At 74.1% G+C, this 16,912-nt stretch carries 10 protein-coding genes; 4 read left to right on the forward strand and 6 right to left on the reverse strand.

The features are described 5' to 3' along the window. Positions 1 to 187 precede the first annotated feature (187 nt). The 4 genes from ACIDOF_RS02755 to ACIDOF_RS02770 form a co-directional block, all read right to left on the reverse strand. Positions 188 to 1,009 (reverse strand): TylF/MycF/NovP-related O-methyltransferase, encoded by an 822-nt coding sequence (locus ACIDOF_RS02755; RefSeq protein ID WP_409003962.1) that lies wholly within the window; start codon positions 1,007 to 1,009, stop codon positions 188 to 190. Positions 1,010 to 1,064: 55 nt separating this feature from the next. Continuing rightward, the gene (locus ACIDOF_RS02760) at positions 1,065 to 1,805 is read right to left on the reverse strand and encodes a methyltransferase domain-containing protein (protein WP_409003963.1); all 741 of its coding nucleotides are present in this window, start codon (positions 1,803 to 1,805) and stop codon (positions 1,065 to 1,067) included. Positions 1,806 to 2,067: 262 nt separating this feature from the next. Continuing rightward, a complete protein-coding gene (locus tag ACIDOF_RS02765) occupies positions 2,068 to 2,823 on the reverse strand; it encodes a decaprenylphospho-beta-D-erythro-pentofuranosid-2-ulose 2-reductase (RefSeq protein ID WP_409003964.1) in 756 nt (251 codons plus the stop codon). Positions 2,824 to 2,866: 43 nt separating this feature from the next. Continuing rightward, positions 2,867 to 4,216 carry an FAD-binding protein gene (locus tag ACIDOF_RS02770; protein ID WP_409003965.1) on the reverse strand — a complete coding sequence of 450 codons (1,350 nt, stop codon included), beginning with the start codon at positions 4,214 to 4,216 and terminating at the stop codon, positions 2,867 to 2,869. A gap of 98 nt (positions 4,217 to 4,314) precedes the next feature. Between ACIDOF_RS02770 and ACIDOF_RS02775 the strand changes: the two genes are divergently transcribed. Both ACIDOF_RS02775 and ACIDOF_RS02780 read left to right on the forward strand, forming a co-directional pair. Further along, positions 4,315 to 5,223, forward strand: a complete 909-nt coding sequence (locus ACIDOF_RS02775; protein ID WP_409003966.1) for a hypothetical protein — start codon at positions 4,315 to 4,317, stop codon at positions 5,221 to 5,223. Positions 5,224 to 5,233: 10 nt separating this feature from the next. Next, positions 5,234 to 7,810 carry a glycosyltransferase gene (locus ACIDOF_RS02780; protein ID WP_409003967.1) on the forward strand — a complete coding sequence of 859 codons (2,577 nt, stop codon included), beginning with the start codon at positions 5,234 to 5,236 and terminating at the stop codon, positions 7,808 to 7,810. Here ACIDOF_RS02780 and ACIDOF_RS02785 read toward each other — a convergent pair. Beyond that, complete coding sequence (locus ACIDOF_RS02785; RefSeq protein WP_409003968.1) at positions 7,786 to 9,945, reverse strand: CDP-glycerol:glycerophosphate glycerophosphotransferase; 2,160 nt, start codon at positions 9,943 to 9,945, stop codon at positions 7,786 to 7,788. The genes ACIDOF_RS02780 and ACIDOF_RS02785 overlap by 25 nt on opposite strands. A gap of 161 nt (positions 9,946 to 10,106) precedes the next feature. On the opposite strand from ACIDOF_RS02785, the gene ACIDOF_RS02790 reads away from it, so the two are divergent. Both ACIDOF_RS02790 and ACIDOF_RS02795 read left to right on the forward strand, forming a co-directional pair. Then, a complete protein-coding gene (locus ACIDOF_RS02790; protein WP_409003969.1) occupies positions 10,107 to 13,634 on the forward strand; it encodes a CDP-glycerol glycerophosphotransferase family protein in 3,528 nt (1,175 codons plus the stop codon). Beyond that, positions 13,631 to 15,181, forward strand: a complete 1,551-nt coding sequence (locus ACIDOF_RS02795) for a hypothetical protein (protein ID WP_409003970.1) — start codon at positions 13,631 to 13,633, stop codon at positions 15,179 to 15,181. Before ACIDOF_RS02790 ends, ACIDOF_RS02795 begins: the two co-directional genes overlap by 4 nt. Before the next feature lie 62 nt (positions 15,182 to 15,243). Here the strand turns inward: ACIDOF_RS02795 and ACIDOF_RS02800 are convergent, their stop codons facing one another. After that, positions 15,244 to 16,854 carry a glycosyltransferase family 39 protein gene (locus tag ACIDOF_RS02800; RefSeq protein ID WP_409003971.1) on the reverse strand — a complete coding sequence of 537 codons (1,611 nt, stop codon included), beginning with the start codon at positions 16,852 to 16,854 and terminating at the stop codon, positions 15,244 to 15,246. Between the last annotated feature and the right edge of the window lie 58 nt (positions 16,855 to 16,912).

Here is a 16,912-nt window from a genome sequence, read left to right on the forward strand (position 1 = left end):
GCACACGATCCTTCCGGACGGCAGGGCTACACAGACAAGCCCTATTACGGGCCTACGGGTTAACAACAGGTGGCGCTTCGCGCGGTCACCCCATGACGGCCGTTCGAGTGAAAATAAGCCGATCCCGCCCCCACGGCATGCGCGCCGCGTGACCGGGATCGGCCAACTCACTTGCGGAAACGGCCTGTTACGGCTTGACGGCGATCCGCCCCTCGTCCATGCGCAGGAGCAGCAGCCGCTCGCCGGTGCGCTCCAGGAACTCGTCGACGGCCTGCCGGGAGCCCTGCCAGTAGCCGTAGTCGTCGATGAGCAGGACGCCGCCGGGCGACAACCGGTCGTAGAGGTGGTCGAGTTCGTGCTTCGTGGAGGCGTACCAGTCGGTGTCGAGGCGGAGGATCGAGATCTGCTCCGGCGCCTGGTCCGGGACGGTCTCCTCGACCTTCCCGACGACGTAGTGCATCCGCTCCTCGGGGTACGGCACGCTCTCGAAGCCGGACTTGACGTCGTCGAGGTCGGCGACGGCCCAGATCGGGCGGTCCTTGCCCTGGATCTCCAGGAGTTCCTGCGCGGGCCGCCCGTCGCGCCGCACGTCGACCTCGGTGGGCGGGGTCATGCCCTCGTACGTGTCGAAGAGGTACAGGTGGCGGTCGGTGGCGCCGAGGGACAGGAGGGTCTTCGCGCAGGCCTGCATCGAACCGCCGCGCCAGACGCCGCACTCCACGATGTCGCCGGGGATGTCGTGGGCGACGACGTGCCGGATGGCGAGGATGAAGGCGTTGAGCTTCTCCGGCGAGGTCATCGTCCGCGGCTTGACCTCGCGGATGATCGCCTTCGCCTCGTCGTCGTAGTCGTCCGGGAAGACCAGGCCCTTCGGCTTCGGCTTGGCCTTGGGGGCCGGCGCGGCGGTCCTGGCCGCCGCGGCCGGCTTCTGCGCGGGGGCGGTCGCGCGGGTCAGGTGGTATCCGGTGAGCTGCTTCAGTACGCCGTTCACTGCGTTTCGCCATGCCATGCGGCGGGACGATACGCGCGCGCCGCCACCGATGTCACGTTTCGTCAATGCACCCTTACTGTCCGTGTGGGGCAGGGGTGTTGGGCTTCGCCGGTCCCGCGGGCTCGGGCACGGCGGCGGGCCGGCCGCACTGTCCGCGCTTGGCCAGCGGTTCGGGCAGCGGGACGCCCTCGACGCCGCCGACGCGGTTGGCCCACCACCGAGTGGTCGCCCGAACAAAGGTCATGGTGAGCCGGGGATAGCCCTTCGGCTTGCGGAAGACCCCGACCGTGTCGCCCCAGTAGGCGTGCTTGGCGTCGATGCTCTTGTAGCTGTGCCAGATGCCGTTCTTCGGCGGGAAGTCCGTGTACGCCTCGACGAGTTCGAGCTTCGTGTACGCGGCGAGGGCGCGGAAGCCGTCCGGGTAGTAGCGCCAGCAGTCCTGCTGGTCGTGCACGTGCCCGCGGGACGGCGCGGTCACGAAGGCGATGCCGCCGGGCCTCAGCACCCGGGCGATCTCCAGCATGGACGCCCAGAAGAACGGGATGTGCTCGAAGGCCTGCCCGGACAGCAGGAAGTCCGCGCTGTTCGACTTCACCGGAACGCGGTACGGCTTGGTCATCACGCGGTCGACGTTGGGCCCGTCCCACACGTCGACCCCGCAGTAGTCGATGTCACGGCCCTTCAGGAGCTCCTGGTGCGTGAGCTTCTGCCCGTCCGAGATGCGGGACCCGAGGTCGACGACCCGCTGCCGCCGGTCGGTGGGCATGTACTCCTCGATGCAGAGTGCCATCTGCTCGTACGCGGACCTGTGCACGGCGCCTCATCCTCAACTCGACTGCGTTGCGGTCATCAACGGGCGGGCGGGTGTCGAGGTCACGGGGAGGGGGCGCGCCCCGAAAGGGGCGCGGGGAACTGCGCGAGCAACCACGACGGCGGGAAAGCCGAACGCCCGGCGCCGCAGGCTTTCGGGAGGGGGCGGGTGGGGAACTGATGGAGCCCGTCCGGGGCACCTCCCAGCGGTAGCTGGGGGAGATTGAGGACGCGAGCCCGCAGGGCGATGCAGGGCCGGGAGACCCTCACAGCGGCAGCCGCCGGAAGACCGGACGCGGAACGTGCCGGAGGGCGGACATGACCACGCGGAGCGACCCCGGCACCCACACCACCTCCGCCCGCCTCCGCAGACCCCCCTCGATCGCCTCCGCCACCGCCTCCGGACTCGTCGCGAGCGGCGCCTCCTTCAGGCCCGCGGTCATCCGCGACCGCACGAACCCGGGCCGTACGACCATCACGTGCACCCCCGTCCCGTGCAGCGCGTCGCCGAGGCCCTGGGCGAAGGCGTCGAGGCCGGCCTTGCTGGAGCCGTAGATGAAGTTCGCGCGCCGGGCCCGCTCGCCCGCGACCGAGGAGAGCACGACGAGCGAGCCGTGCCCCTGCCGCTTGAGGGCGGCGGCGCAGACGAGGCCGGCGGACACGGCCCCGGTGTAGTTGGTCTGGGCGACGCGGACCGCGGCGAGCGGGTCGTCCTCGTCGCGCTGCTGGTCGCCGAGGATGCCGAAGGCGAGCAGCACCATGTCGATGTCGCCGGAGGTGAACAGCTTGCCGACGGCCTCCTCGTGGCTGCCGGGGTCGAGCGCGTCGAAGGGGTGCGTGTGCACCTCGGCGCCCATGTCGCGCAGTTCGGCGGCGGCCGACTCCAGGGCGGGGCCGGGGCGTCCGGCGAGGTGGACGGTGCGGGTGCGGCGGGCGACGAGGCGGCGCGCGGTGGCGAGGGCGATCTCGGAGCTGCCGCCGAGGACGAGCAGGGACTGCGGGGTGCCGAAGGCGTCCTTCATGGTTCGGGTTCTCCAAGGTGCGTGGGACGGCGGGCAAGCGGGTTCAGAGGGACAGGCGGCGTGCGAGGTCGGACGTGAAGACGCCCTCGGGGTCCAACTCGGCGCGCAGGGCCCGGAATCGGCCGAGCTCCGGGTACATCGCGTCGAGGAGTTCCGGCCGCAGCCGGGCGTCCTTGGCGAGGTAGACGCGGCCTCCGGCGGCGGCGACCTCCGTGTCGAGCTCGTCGAGGAAGCCGCCGAGCCCCGGCAGGCCTGCGGGGATGTCGAGGGCGAGGGTCCAGCCGGGCACCGGGAAGGAGAGCCAGCCGGGGTCGGCGCTGCCGAACCGCTTCAGGACGGCGAGGAAGGAGGGGCAGCGCCGCTCGGCGATGCGCTGCACGACCCGGCGGAGCGTCTCCTCGGCCCCGTACCCGACGACGAACTGGTACTGCACGAAGCCGCCGCGGCCGTAGATCCGGTTCCAGTGCGGAACGCCGTCGAGGGGGTGGAAGAAGGTGGAGAGGCGCTGGAGTTCGCCGGTGCGGGAGCGGGGCGCCTTGCGGTACCAGAGCTCGTTGAACAGGCCGACGGTGGTGCGGCCGAGCAGCCCTTCCGGGACGAACGCGGGCGGCGCGGGCAGGGTGCCGGGCCGGAAGGCGAGCGGGTCGCGGCGGGCCTTGTCCGGCAGCGCGTCGAGGGGGGCGTGCTCGCCGCGGGTGAGGACGGAGCGGCCGAGGGCGCGGCCCCGGGCGAGCAGGTCGATCCAGGCGACGGAGTAGCGGTAGCGGTGGTCGGTCTCGGCGAGCCGGGCCATCAGGTCGTCGAGGTCGGCGGCGCGTTCGGTGTCGACGGACATCAGCGAGGTCTCGACCGGAAGGAGCCGCACCGTCGCCCGCAGTACGACCCCGGTGAGCCCCATGCCGCCCGCGGTGGCGTCGAACAGCGGCTCCCCGCGGCGTACGGTGCGCACCTCGCCGTCGGCGGTGAGCAGGTCGAGCGCGGTGACGTGCCGGGTGAAGGAGCCGGAGACGTGGTGGTTCTTGCCGTGGATGTCGGCGCCGATCGCCCCGCCCACGGTCACGTACCGGGTGCCGGGCGTGACGGGCACGAACCAGCCGAGCGGGAGCAGGACTTGCATCAGCCGGTGCAGGCTCACCCCGGCGTCGCAGACGACGGTGCCGGCCTCGGCGTCGACGGCGCGGACGCGGTCGAGCCCGGTCATGTCGAGCACGGCCCCGCCGGCGTTCTGCGCGGCGTCCCCGTACGCGCGGCCGAGGCCCCGGGCGATCCCGCCGCGCGCCCCGCAGCCGCGTACGGCCTCGGCGGCCTCCTCGTACGTGCGCGGGCGGACGACGCGGGCGCTGGTGGGGGCGGTGCGGCCCCAGCCGGAGACAGAAACCGTTTCGGCAGACATGCGGCGACCATAACGCCGCAAGCCATATGAAATAGGACAAGCGCCGGGGAGTGGTGCGCCGCCCGGGCGGGCCCGTGCGGAGGCGGCAGAGTGGGCGGATGCTTCGACTCCGCATGGAGCGGCTCGTCGCGGGCCGCAGTCGCGGGCGGACGGAACTGCTGCCTCCGCCCGCCCATCTCTCGCTCGGGGACAGCCGTACGTTCAACCTCGCCGTCGACCCGCCGGAGCCCGTCGGAGGGGCCCGCCTGCTGCTGTCCCGGGGCGGTGCGCGCCACCAGGTGCCGCTCGTCGTGGAGCGGACGGCGCCGGGCGGCGGCAGGCTGCTCACGGCGACGGCCACGCTGCGCGGCCCCGGCGCCGAGCCGGACGCTGCGGGCCTCCATCTGACCTCCGGGGTCTGGCGGTTGACGGTCGAGACGACGGGCCCGGAGGGCCGCGTACGCCGCCGGGGCCTGCCCTTGGAGGACACGGCTTCGGCCCGGCGGTACGCGCCGGACTTCCGCACCGGCGCCCTGATCCGGCTCGTGCGCTGCCCGGGCGGGCGGGCCGCGCTGCAGGTCGACGAGGCCGGGCCGCAGGCCGAGCTGGTCCGGTTCGAGCCGCGCGGCGACGGCGTGACCCTGCGCGGCCGCCTGCTCGCGGCCCCGCCGACGGCCCGGCGCGCGGAGGCCGTACGGCACGCGGACGACACCGTCGTACCGCTCGAAGTCGCCTGGGAAGGGCGGGAGTTCAGCCTCGACCTGCCGCTCGGCGAGCTGGCGGGGTCGGCGGCGACGGGGCCGTGGACGTGGGGCTTCCGGCTCGTGCCCGCGCCGGCCCGGCACGAGCCGGAAGCCCCGGACCGCCTCGTCCTGGCCCGCCGCCTGTCCGGCCCCCGCAGCCCCCGGGCGGTCTTCCGCCACCCGGCCCGGCTCTGCGCGCTGCCCTGCGGCTCGCTCGTGCGGGTGCAGCCGTACTTCACGGCGTCCGGCGCGTTCGCCCTGACCTGCCTCGACCTCTCGAACTGACGGAGCACCGATGAAGATCACGTATCTCCTCGCCCGGGGCGATGAGGCGGGCGGCGTCGAACGCGCCGTGCACGCCCAGGTCCGGCAGCTCGCCGAACGGCACGACGTGGAGGTCCTGTCGGCGACCAGGACCAGGCCCGAGCCGCTCCTCGGCCTACGGCCGCGCCACCTGATCGACCGCACCCGCACCCCGGCCCGCCCGCTCCGCGCCTCCCGGCTCGACGACGAGACCTGCCGCACGCTGACCGCGCTGCCGAGCCGACTCCCCGATCCGGAGGGCGACTTGGACCGGCTCGCGGACGTCGAGCTGGCCGCCGCCCTGTCCGCCCTCGACACGGACGTCCTGGTCACGACCGGCCCCGCGCTGCTCGCCGCCGCGGCGGCCCACGTGCCCGCGCGGGTGGTGACCCTGCACCAGGAGTTCCGGCCGCCGCGGTGCCGGGACGCGTCGGTCGAGGCGCTGCTGCTGCACGGGCCCCGGCTCGACGCCCTCGTCACGCCGACCGAGCCGGGCCGCCGCCGGCTCGCCGAGTTCCTCGGCCCGGGCGCACCCGAGCCGGCGGTGATCCCGCACGCGGCGCCGGACGGGTTCCGCCCCGCCGCCGACGGGGAGAGCCGGGTTCTCGTGACGGTCGCGCCGCCCGCCGGTGAGCACCGCGCCGACCAGGCCGTACGGGCCTTCGCCCGGGTCGCCGACGCCCACCCGGACTGGACGCTGCGCGTCTTCGCGGACGACGGCGCCGTGCCGGAGCTGCGCCGCCTGACCGACGGCCTCGGCCTGCACGACCGGGTCCAACTCCTCGGCCTCGTACGGGACATGGCGGCCGAGTGGGCCGAGGCGGGCCTCGCGCTGCTGACCTGCGCGCACGACGAGGCGTTCCCGCTGACGCTCCTGGACGCCCTGACGGCGGGGGTGCCCGTGGTCGCGTACGAGGACCCGGCCGGGCCCGCCGAGATCGTCCGGCACGGCGTCGACGGCCTGCTCGCCCCGCCCGGCGACGTCGACGGGCTCGCCGCCGCGCTGGGGTCCCTGCTCGGCGACCCGGAGACCCGGCACGGCTGCGCGCTCGCCGCCCGCCGCGGCGCGTACGACCGGTTCTCGCCGGTGCGCGTCACCGGACTCTGGGAGGAGCTGTGCGCCCGGCTCGTGGCCCGCCGGGACCGGCCCGAGCGGCTCGCCGAGCGGGCCGACCGGGTGGCCGCGGCGATCGTCGCGGGCGGCGGCGCCTTCCGCCCCGCGGCCCCGGCCGCGCCCGGCGCCCTCTCCGTCGCGGACGAATCGGCGCGCGAGAACGAGCTCCTCGAATGCGGCGCGTCCCGCCGCCTCGTCCGCAGCGCGGGCCGTCTAGCCGAGGAGCGCGACGACCTGACGCTCCCGGCCGCCGTCGACCGCAACCTCCAACTCACCGCGTCCGCACTGGAGTTGTACGGCATCCCGTATGTCCTCGTACGCACCGGCGGCACGACGCACACCCTGGCCGTGGACGCCGACGACCGCGACCGTGCCCTGAAGGCACTCGCCGAGGCGGCCTCCGGCGAGGCGGTCTACGCGGAGCTGCTCGGCCCGCGCGGCATGCCCCCCGGCGAGGTGCTCGCCGAGCGTCTGGACTGCGTCGGCGAGGTGGCGGGCGTCAAGGTGTTCCGCCCGGCGACCACGTCGACCCGGACGTTGCGGTACGGCGCGGACGCGGCCTGCACGGTGGAGTTCTGGCCGGCGGAGCGGGACGGCGGCCCCTGGCGCGCGCCCTTCGGCCCGACCCTCGCGGGCCCGCGCCTGCCGTCCCTGCGGCCCACGGCGCACCTGACGGTCTCCGGCCGCCCGTACCCGACGGTCGACGTCTTCACGCAGCGCCTGCTCGACGACATCGACTTCCCGGTGGACGCGGTGTGCGCGGCGACGACCGAGGCCGACCTCCAACTCCGCCACTGCCTGCGGTCGTTGAGCCAGTACGCCCCGTGGCTCCGGCGCGTCCACCTGCTCCTGGCGGGCCCTCGGCCGGAGTGGCTGGCCGAGGACCGCCCTGGCCTGACCGTCGTCGAGGACGCCGAGACGCCCCTCGCCCGTATCGAGGGCCTCGCGGAGCACTTCCTGTACCTGGACGACACGATGTTCCTCGGCCGCCCCACGACCCCCGGCACGTTCTTCCTCGGCTCGGGCCTCCCCCGCGTCTTCCGGTCGCCCACCGTGAACGCCCCGGCCGCGGACGCCGACCTGCTGCGCCGCGACTTCGGCCGCACCCTCGACCACGGCCTGCCGCACGCCCCGTACGCCCTGCGCCGCAGCGTCCTCGACGAGCTCGCCGAGCGGTACGGCCCCGCCCCGAGCCCGCACCTCCACCACCACTACGCCTGCCTGACGGGCCGCGCCGTGCCGGACGGCCTCGCGTACGCGGACGTCGACCTCGCCGAGCCGGCCGGGCACGCCCGGCTCGGGCGGATCCTGCACGGCCGCGACCGGACGGCGTTCCGCATCACCGCGTCCCCGCACGGCACGTGCGGCGAGCAGGAGCGGACGCTCGCGCTGCGGGCGTTCCTGACGGCGTACTTCCCGGTGCCGTCGCCCTACGAGCGGCCCCGATCCTCCTGATCGCCCGTCAGGAAGAGCCGCCGGACGACGCGTTCGGCGGCGTTGCCGTCGTCGTACGGGCAGAACCGGGCGCGGAAGGCGGCGCGCAGCGCGGTCGTCGCCGGGGTGTCCCAGGCCTCGGCCTGGAACAGGAAGGCCAGCTCCTCCTCGCTGGTGGCGACGGCGCCCGGGGTGTCGCCGGGGTGGCCGGAGAGGAGGTCGAAGTACGCCCCGCGGGCGAGCCGGTAGGCCTGCCAGTCGGGGGCGTACGTGACGATCGGGCGGTCCAGGCAGGCGTAGTCGAACATCAGCGACGAGTAGTCCGTGACCAGCGCGTCGGCGGCGAGGCAGAGCTCCTCCACGCGCGGGTGCGCGGTGACGTCGAGCAGCTGCGGGTGCTGCTCGATCCCGGCGTCGGCGCCGTAGAAGTAGTGGGCGCGGACGAGGACGACGAAGTCGGGGCCGAGGGCGCGCACGAACCGGCGCAGGTCGAGCCGCGGCAGGAAGCCCTTCTGGTAGTCGCGGTGGGTGGGCGCGTAGAGCAGCGCGGTCCGCCCGTCAACAATGCCCAGCTCCTTGCGGATGCGGGCGACGTCCTCCGAACTCGCCCGGAAATATGCGTCGTTGCGCGGGTAGCCGAGCTCCAGGGCCTCGTACCCGGACGGGTAGACCCGCTCCCACACCTCCGTGGAGTGCGGGTTGGAGGAGAGGCTGAAGTCCCACTGGTCGGTGTGGTCGAGGACCTTCCGGAAGCTGATGCCGTGTGTGCCGGCCGGGTAGCGGCGCTGGTCGAGGCCCATCTTCTTGAGCGGGGTGCCGTGGTGCGTCTGCAGGTAGACCTGCCCGGGCCGCTTCACGAAGCCGCCGGGGAAGCTGGAGTTGTTGACGAGGTACGTGGCCCTGGCCATGGTCTGCCAGTACCGCCGCGAGCCCTCGACGACGTACGCGACGCCCGGCGGCACCTTGTGCACGTTGCGGCTGCTCACCACCCACACGCCCCGCACGTGCGGGGCGAGTTCGCGGGCCTTCTCGTACACGGCGAGCGGATTGCAGGACAGCCCGCGGTTCCAGTACGCCCCGTAGACCGCGAGCCCCGGGTCGAGCGAGCGCCGCCGGTCCACGCCGTACGACACCTTCATGACCCGCGCGCGCAGCTTCTTCTTCCGCGCCCTGGCCTGCGCGCGCGCCGCCCGCGCCCGCTCCGCGGCCACTTCACGCGCCCGGAACGCGGCGTACGAGCCGAACAGTTCGGCACAGGGGATGGAGTGCGCACGACAGAAGGCGGCGGCCCGACGGAAGAACTCGGCCCGATCGTCGACTTCGTCGAGAACGCGGAGGAGGTGGTCGGCGACGACCGGGTGCAGCCTTCCCACCGTTGTGGGCAGGCGTTCCGCAGGGCGATGGGGGTCCCCCCTGTTCGAGCGGAGCCGAGAGCTTGGGGGCGGGTGGGCACAACGCCCCGGCGCCGAGTGCGCTGAACGACGACCTACCTCAGCGAAAAGCTCGCCGTACCTGTCAAGCAGGGCGAAGTGCCGCCGACTGTCCTCGCCCCGCACGCGCCGACGCCGCCACCGCACGCACACCCGCTCCAGCACCCCGACCCGCCCCACCGACGTCGCCAACTGCACCGGCACCACGTACTCGTACGGCTCGACCCCCGCCGTGAACGCCAACCCCTCCGCCGCCCAGAACTCCCGCCGGAACACCCGGTTCCACGCCGCGCAGGTGACGGCGAGCGGGTCGCCGTCGAACCGGTCGCCGCTGCCCCGCACGTTCTCCCACCAGTCGACCCGGTCGTGGTCGAAGAGCAGGACGTCGGGCTCGCCCGCGCCGCCGAGTCCCGCGTCGATCGCCTCCAGGGCGCCCGGCAGGAGCAGGTCGTCACCGTCGAGGAACAGCAGGTACGCGCCGCGCGCCCGTTCCGCTCCCGCGTTGCGCGCGCCGCCCGCGCCCGCGCGTGCGTCGAGGCGTACGAGTTGCACGCGCGGGTCGCGCTCCGCATACTCCGCGGCGATCGCGCCGGAGGCGTCCGGCGAGCAGTCGTCGACGACGATCAGCTCGAAGTCCGTGAAGCCCTGACTCAGCGTGGATTCCAGGCATTCACGCAGGTAGCCCTGGACGCGGTGGGCGGGGACGACTACGGAGAAACGGACCATGGGCACCGACCGTAGCCAGGCGCATACGTCCTGTCGAAGACCGATACCCACCCTTTCGGGCGACTTACGGCAAAAAGATTGACGCGAGAGGGCACATCGGCCACATGCACCGTCATGCCCGTCGGTGCGCTCCGGTGTCCCGCTGCGAAAGGCCCCTCATCGTGCGTTCAGCGCAGCCACGTCTCAGCGTCGTCGTCCCCATCCACAACGTCGAGGACTATCTGGAGGAGTGCCTGCGCTCCGTCGCGGAGCAGACGCTGCCCGCGGGGCACGGCATCGAGGTCGTCCTCGTCGACGACGGCTCCACCGACGGCAGCACCCGCATCGCCCGCGCCTTCGCGGCCGACGACCCGCGCTTCCGGTACGTCCACCAGGAGAACGCGGGGCTCGGCGCGGCCCGCAACACCGGCGTGCGGCACACCTCACCGGACGCCACGTATCTCGCGTTCGTCGACAGCGACGACATCGTGCCGCACGGCGCGTACGCGCGGATGCTCGCGAGCCTCGACGACACCGGCTCCGACTTCGCCACCGGAAACGTGTGGCGGCTCGGCGAGCGCGGGCGGCAGCAGGCCTGGCAGTACAAGTGGCTGACCCGGGCCGCCCGCCGCACGCACATCACCCGCGACCCGTCGCTGCTCTCCGACCGGGTCGCCTGGAACAAGGTGTTCCGCCGGGAGTTCTGGCTGCGCCACGCCTTCGAGTTCCCCGAGGGCAAGCTCTACGAGGACACCCCGGTGATGATCCCGGCGCACTTCCTCGCCTCCGCCGTGGACGTGCTGCGCGACCACGTCTACTACTGGCGGGTCCGCGAGGGCTCCATCACGCGGCGGCGCAGCGACGTCAGGGGCGTCACCGACCGCATCGACGCCTGCCGCGGCGTCAGCGCCTTCCTCGCCGAACGCTTCCCCGAGCACCGGCGCACGTACGACGTGTCCTGCCTGCGCGACGACTTCGTGTACTTCCTGGAGGGGCTGCCGATGGGCGGTCCCGAGTACCGGGCCGCGTTCCTCGACGGCGCCGGGGCCTTCCTCGACGCCGCCGACGCGTCCGTGGTCGGGGAGCTGCCGGTCGAGCTGCGGGTCAAGTGGCAGCTGGTCCGGGAGCGGCGGCTCGACGAGCTGATCGGCCTCCTGGAGTGCGAGCAGCAGGGCGGGACCGCCTTCCACGTCCGCGGCCGACTGCGCCGCCGCGCCGTGCACCCCGCCCCGGCGGGCGCCCCGCTCGCCGTCGACGCCGCCCTGACCCGGCTGCGGAAGGGCGAACTCCCCGTCGTGGCACGGGTGTCGGAGACCTCCTTCGACGACGCGGGGCGGCTGCGGATCAGCGGCTACGCGTACGTACGAAACCTGCCCGCCGGGCGGCGCGGACAGTCCGTGAAGGTCGGCGTGCTCAAGTCCGGGAGCGGGCGCGGCAGGCTGCGCACCGTGCCGACCAGAACCGTCGCCGCACCGCAGGCCACCGAGAACTCCGGGCAGCGGCTGCACGACTACGACCTGTCCGGCTTCGAGATGACCCTCGACCTCAAGAAGCTGAAGTCCAGGGGCCGTTGGCGGCCGGGCAGCTGGCAGCTCGGGGTCGTGGTCGGCGGCCACGGACGCGTGCGGCGGGCCGCCGTGCGCGCCCTCGACGGCTCGGCCGCGCAGCCCGTGGTGCACGACCTCGGCGACGGCATGCGCCTCGTCCTCGGCTTCAGCAAGGGCCGCCTGGTCCTCAAGGTGCAGGAGTACGCGGCCCGGATCGAGCAGCACGCACGCGTGGGCGAGGACGTGCTGCTCACCGGCCGCCTGTACGCCGACCTCGCACCCACCGGCCTGCACCTCAAGCACAAGCACTCCGACGCCGAGGTCACCTGCCCGGTCATCGTCGACGGCCGGGACTTCACCGCGCGCGTGCCGCTGCCCGAACTCGAAGCCGTGCCGCCGACGCCGCACCGCGCGCCCCGCGAGGTCGAGCCGCTGCCCGGCGACCGCTGGCAGGCCAACCTGCTGCTCGCCGACGGCTCGATGCGGTCCGTCGCCGCGCTCACCGACCTGCCGCCCGGCCGGTACGCCACGGGCCCTGGCCGCGAGCTGTGCGCCACCGCCAACGACACCGGGCAGCTGGTCGTCGAGCTGACCCGGCAGCCGATCGCGGACGCGGTGCGCTGGCCGGCCGACGGGGTCCTGGAGGTCGAGGGCAGCCTGGCGGCGGCCAGTTGGGGCGAGACGGAGCTCGTGCTGCGGCACAGCGCGCGCGGCGAGGAGGTCGCCGTTCCCGTCGAGCGCACCGGCGACCGGTTCCGCGCCGCCTTCCCGCCCGCCTCCGTGCACGCGGGGCTGCCGCTGCGCGCGGGGCGCTGGTACGCGTTCCTGCGCGAGACCGCGCCGGGCCCGGGCGTCGGGGAGGTGCACGCGCGGGACGGGATGCCGGTGCGGCTGCTCACCTCGCTCTGCGCCGAACTGCCGTCCCGGCAGACCCACGGCGGCCGCGAGTACGCCGCCGACCGGCGCTTCGGCGACCGCCTCCTGATCGAGGCGGGCCCGGCCCTCTCCCCCGCCGAGCGCGGCGCGTACCGGCGCGCGCGGCTGCGCGTCGAGCAGTACACGCAAAAGCGCGAACTTCCCTTCAGGGAGGCGATTTTGTGGTGCGACGGCGGCTCGCCGCGGGCCGTCCACGAGGAGCTGGTGCGGCGCGGCGTGGAGATCGAGCACCTGTGGGTCACGGACGACGGCCGGACCCGCGTCCCGCCCGCCGCGCGCGGCGTCGAACGGCACAGCGCCGAGTGGTACGAGGCCCTCGCCCGCTGCCGCCGCATCGTCACCGAGGACCACCTGCCCGACTGGTTCGAGCGCCGCGACGGCCAGACCGTCGTGCAGACCTGGCACGGCTCCCCCCTCAAGCGCATCGGCGCCGACCTCACCGACACCCTGTACGCCGACCACGGGCACCTCGACGCGCTGCCGCGCCTGTCCGCCCAGTGGTCGGTCCTGGTCACCCCGAACCGGTACGCGATCCCGCACATGACCCGCGCCCTCCACTACGAGGGCGAGATCCTGCAGGCCGGGTCGCCGCGCAACGACCTGTTCTTCGCCGACGACCGCGAGAAGGTCGCCGACCGCGTCCGCACCGAGCTCGGCCTCGACGAGGACCACAGGATCGTCCTCTACGCCCCCACCTACCGCGACCACCTCGCACACGCGCGGGGCCGCTTCCGCTACGAACCCGCCCTGGATCTGGCCGAGTTGGAACGCGAGCTCGACGACCGCCGGGAGCGGGACGGCGTCCGGCACACCGTCCTCGTCCGCCGCCACCCCCTCGCCTCCGGCCGCCTGACCGGGGCCCGCGCGCCCTTCGTGCGGGACGTGAGCGACCACCCGCAGCCCGCCGAGCTGCTGCTCGTCGCGGACGTCCTGGTGACCGACTACTCGGCCCTGATGTTCGACTTCGCGCACACCGGCCGCCCGATGCTGTTCCTCACCCCGGACCTGGAGCACTACCGGGACACACTGCGCGGCTTCTACGTCGACCTGGAGCGCCGCGCCCCCGGCCCGCTGCTCCGCAGCACCGCCGAACTCGCCGCCGCCCTGGCCGACTTGGACGCGGTGGCGGCCCGGCACGCGGACGCCTACGCCACGTTCCGGCAGGCCTACTGCGACCTCGACGACGGCCGCGCGGCCCGGCGCGTCGCGGACAGGCTGCTGCGATGAGCACGACCGCCACTCCGCCCTCTGCTCCTACCGAAAACCGTCACTACGCGCGCGTGGTGCGGGGCGCGACGGCGGTGCTCGGCGGCCGGCGCTCCCTGCGCCCCAGCCCCTACCTGGTGTTCGGCACCCTCTTCTGGCTGCTCGTCTCGGCGGCGGCCTGGCGGGTGCCGATCTGCTGCGACTTCGGCCAGCACGCCGCCGTCGTCGAACGCCTCAAGGCCGACCTCCTCGACCCCGCCCACCCGACCTCCGCGCTGCCCGGCGACGGCAGCGCCTACTACTCGCCGTACGCCGTGGTCCAGGGCCTGTTCGCGCAGGTCACCGGTCTCGCGGGCTGGCAGGTCGTCAAGCTCACCGGGGCCGTCAACCTGATCGTCCTCCTGACCGGCCTGAACCGCGCCGTCAAAAGCCTCACCACGCGCGCGTGGGCGCCGGTTCTCGCGCTCGGGTTCATGGTGCTGCTGTGGGGCACGCGGATGGCCTGGTGGTCCGGGTACCTGGGCCTGATGTCGCTGACCGGGCACCTGCCCTTCCCGTCGACGTTCGGGATCGGGCTCGCCTTCTGGGTGTGGGCGCTGACGGCCCGCCTGGCCCGCTCGGGCGGCTCCCCGTGGGCGTACGCGGGGCTCGGCGCGCTGTGCGGTCTGGTGCTGCTCGTCCACCCGATCTCGGCGGTCGCGGCAATGATCGGCGTCGTCGCCTTCGTCGTCGGGCGGCAACGGGACTGGCACGCGCGCGTGGTGGCGCGTTGGGCGCTCGCCGGTGCGGTGGCGGTTCTGGTGGCGGTGACCTGGCCGTACTACAGCGTGTTCTCGCTCGTCGGCGACCCGAGCGTGGACGGCATCCACGAGCAGCTGTACTCCGAGATGGAGGCCCGCTTCTGGCTGGCCCTCATCGGCCTCCCCGCCCTCTGGCTCCGGGCCCGCCGCGACCGCCGCGACCCCCTGGTGCTGATGTTCGCGGCCGAGGTCCTGGTCATCGCGTACGGCTGGTTCAGCGGCCACTACACGTACGGGCGGATCCTCGGACTCGCCCTCGTCCCCCTGCAGTTCGCGCTCGCCGTCGAGCTGGCCGAGCCGCGCCCGTGGCCCGCGAGCCGCCGCTTCCTCGCCCAGGCCGCGGCGGTCGGCACGGCCCTCGGCTTCCTCGTCCACGGCGGCGCGGTGGTGCCCCGCAGCGTCGACCCGGTCGGCTTCGACCAGCCGCCGCGCTGGCCGCAGTACGACTGGGCCGCGCGGCGCATCGGGCCCGGCGAGGTCGTCCTCACCGACGTCTACCGCGCCTCCCGCTCCCTGCCCGGCTACGGCCCGAACCTGCTCGCCCCGGCCTGGCCCGACGCGTCCCTGCCGGAACCGGAACGCGCCGAGCGCCAGGACGCCGTGAGCCGCTACCTCGCGAAAACGTCCACACGCGCGGAGCGTGCCGCGATCGTCCGTGAGTACGACGTGCGCTGGCTCCTCCTCTCCCCCGAGCAGCAGGCCCCGAAGGAGGCGGTGGTCGTCGCCTGGAGCCCGCGTACGGGGGAAGTCCTGGCACGCGTCGGCTGACGCGGACGGGCCGGCCGGACCAGTCGGGCGACTGGTCCGGCCGGCCCTGTGACACTGCCGCCTCAGTGGTGCGCCGGCGGCCACCCCACCGGCTTGTCGACGGGACGCCGGATGTAGTGCCGCAGCACCCCGCTCCGGGTCTGGTACTCGTCGCGCAGCAGGAACTCCTCGTTCACAGCGGTGAGTTTGGCCCGCTCGGCAGCGCTCTTCGGGTCCCAGCCCTCGCGCAGCGCGTACGGCTCGGCGAGCAGCCACACATGCTCCAGGTTCGCGAGCCTGCGCCGCAGTTCACCGGCGCCGGTCTCCTCGCCGTACAGCGTTCCCGAGGCCGCCGCGGAGCGGGCGAGGGCGATGTCGCTGGTGTTGGCGAACTCGTCCGGGTAGGCGAGCGCCGTGCGCCGCCCCGCCGACGGCAGGTACAGCATCGCGTCGCCCTCGCCGACCCGTTCGGCCACGACCGTGGCGACGGCCGCCGGGTCGTCGGGCCGCTGCTCCGTAGTGCGGTCGTCCAGGTGCAGCGGCAGCTGCCAGCAGAACGCGACCGCGAGGACCGCCGCCCCGAACAGCGCCCCGCCCCCGCGCCGGCCGGGCCGGGCCCGCAGCATCCGTACGACGCGCGCGGTCCGCTCGGCGCCGGCCGCGGCGAGCAGCGGGACGCCGGCGAGCGCGAAGTACAGGTAGCGGTCGTGGTGCAGCGGCGTGTACTGCGAGGCGGCGAGGAGCACCGCCGGGGGCAGCACCATCAGCGGCAGCGCGACCGCGTTGAGGGAGAGCCTGCCGGTGCGCTCCAGCGGCGAGTTGAGGGAGACGCAGGCGAGCAACAGGGCGCCGGTGACCACGAGTTCGGTCGGCCCGGCGAAGGCCTTGAGCAGGGAGGCGGCGCCGCCCTCGTCGGCCCCGGCGAGCCAGGCCGTGTGCTCGCTCTGGCCGAGGGTGAGCCGGGCGAGCGGCAGCAGCAGGGTGAGCGCGGCGCAGGCGCAGACGGCCCAGGAGCGCCAGGCCCGCCCGTCGAGCCGCCGCCAGGACAGCAGCAGCGTGACGGCGTGCGCGAGGAGGACGAGCGCGGCGAGCTGGTGAAGCAGCACGGTCACGGTGACGACGGCCCCGTACAGGCACCAGTCCAGGGCGCGGCCGCGGCGGACGGCGCGGACCAGGAGGAGGGTGGCGCCGGTGGCCCCGGCGGCGACGAGGGCGTAGCTGCGGCCCTCCTGGGCGTAGTAGCCGGTGAGCGGGATCGCCGCGTAGAGGAGTCCGGCCCAGAGTCCGACGCGGGGGCGGGCGAGGCGGACGCCGAGGGCCGCGACGAGTGCGGCGGTGGCGGCTCCGGCGAGCACCGACGGGAGCCGCAGGGCGACTTCGCCGGGGTGCACGGAGAGCACGCCGTGCATCAGGAGGTAGTAGAGGCCGTGGACGGCGTCTGCGCTGCCGAGGAGTCGCACGATCTCGGGGAGCGAGCGGGAGGCCACCTGGTGGGTGACTCCCTCGTCGCGCCACATCGATTCGCGGTCCAGGCCCCAGAGGCCGAGGACGAGCATGACGGAGGCGGGAACGAGCACGGCCGTGGCGGCCGGCCTGGCGGTGAGTGCCGCCCATGCGGTGCGGACGTGGCCCGGCGCGGCGGCCGTGGCGGACGGTCCGGCAGCGAGGGCCGCACGAAGAGTCGTGACCTGCATGCACCTCAGTTTGTGCTATTAACCGACCGTTCCTGTGGATTGACGGCGCCTCAGGCGG

The organism is Streptomyces sp. Da 82-17 (assembly GCF_046098215.1).
Lineage (GTDB): Bacteria > Actinomycetota > Actinomycetes > Streptomycetales > Streptomycetaceae > Streptomyces.

Excerpts from the sequence above, each read along its gene's own strand:
- ACIDOF_RS02755 (WP_409003962.1), bottom strand. The coding sequence starts at position 1,009 with ATGGCATGGCGAAACGCAGTGAACGGCGTACTGAAGCAGCTCACCGGA.
- ACIDOF_RS02765 (WP_409003964.1), bottom strand. The coding sequence starts at position 2,823 with ATGAAGGACGCCTTCGGCACCCCGCAGTCCCTGCTCGTCCTCGGCGGC.
- ACIDOF_RS02770 (WP_409003965.1), bottom strand. The coding sequence starts at position 4,216 with ATGTCTGCCGAAACGGTTTCTGTCTCCGGCTGGGGCCGCACCGCCCCC.
- ACIDOF_RS02775 (WP_409003966.1), top strand. The coding sequence starts at position 4,315 with ATGCTTCGACTCCGCATGGAGCGGCTCGTCGCGGGCCGCAGTCGCGGG.
- ACIDOF_RS02780 (WP_409003967.1), top strand. The coding sequence starts at position 5,234 with ATGAAGATCACGTATCTCCTCGCCCGGGGCGATGAGGCGGGCGGCGTC.
- ACIDOF_RS02785 (WP_409003968.1), bottom strand. The coding sequence starts at position 9,945 with ATGGTCCGTTTCTCCGTAGTCGTCCCCGCCCACCGCGTCCAGGGCTAC.
- ACIDOF_RS02795 (WP_409003970.1), top strand. The coding sequence starts at position 13,631 with ATGAGCACGACCGCCACTCCGCCCTCTGCTCCTACCGAAAACCGTCAC.
- ACIDOF_RS02800 (WP_409003971.1), bottom strand. The coding sequence starts at position 16,854 with ATGCAGGTCACGACTCTTCGTGCGGCCCTCGCTGCCGGACCGTCCGCC.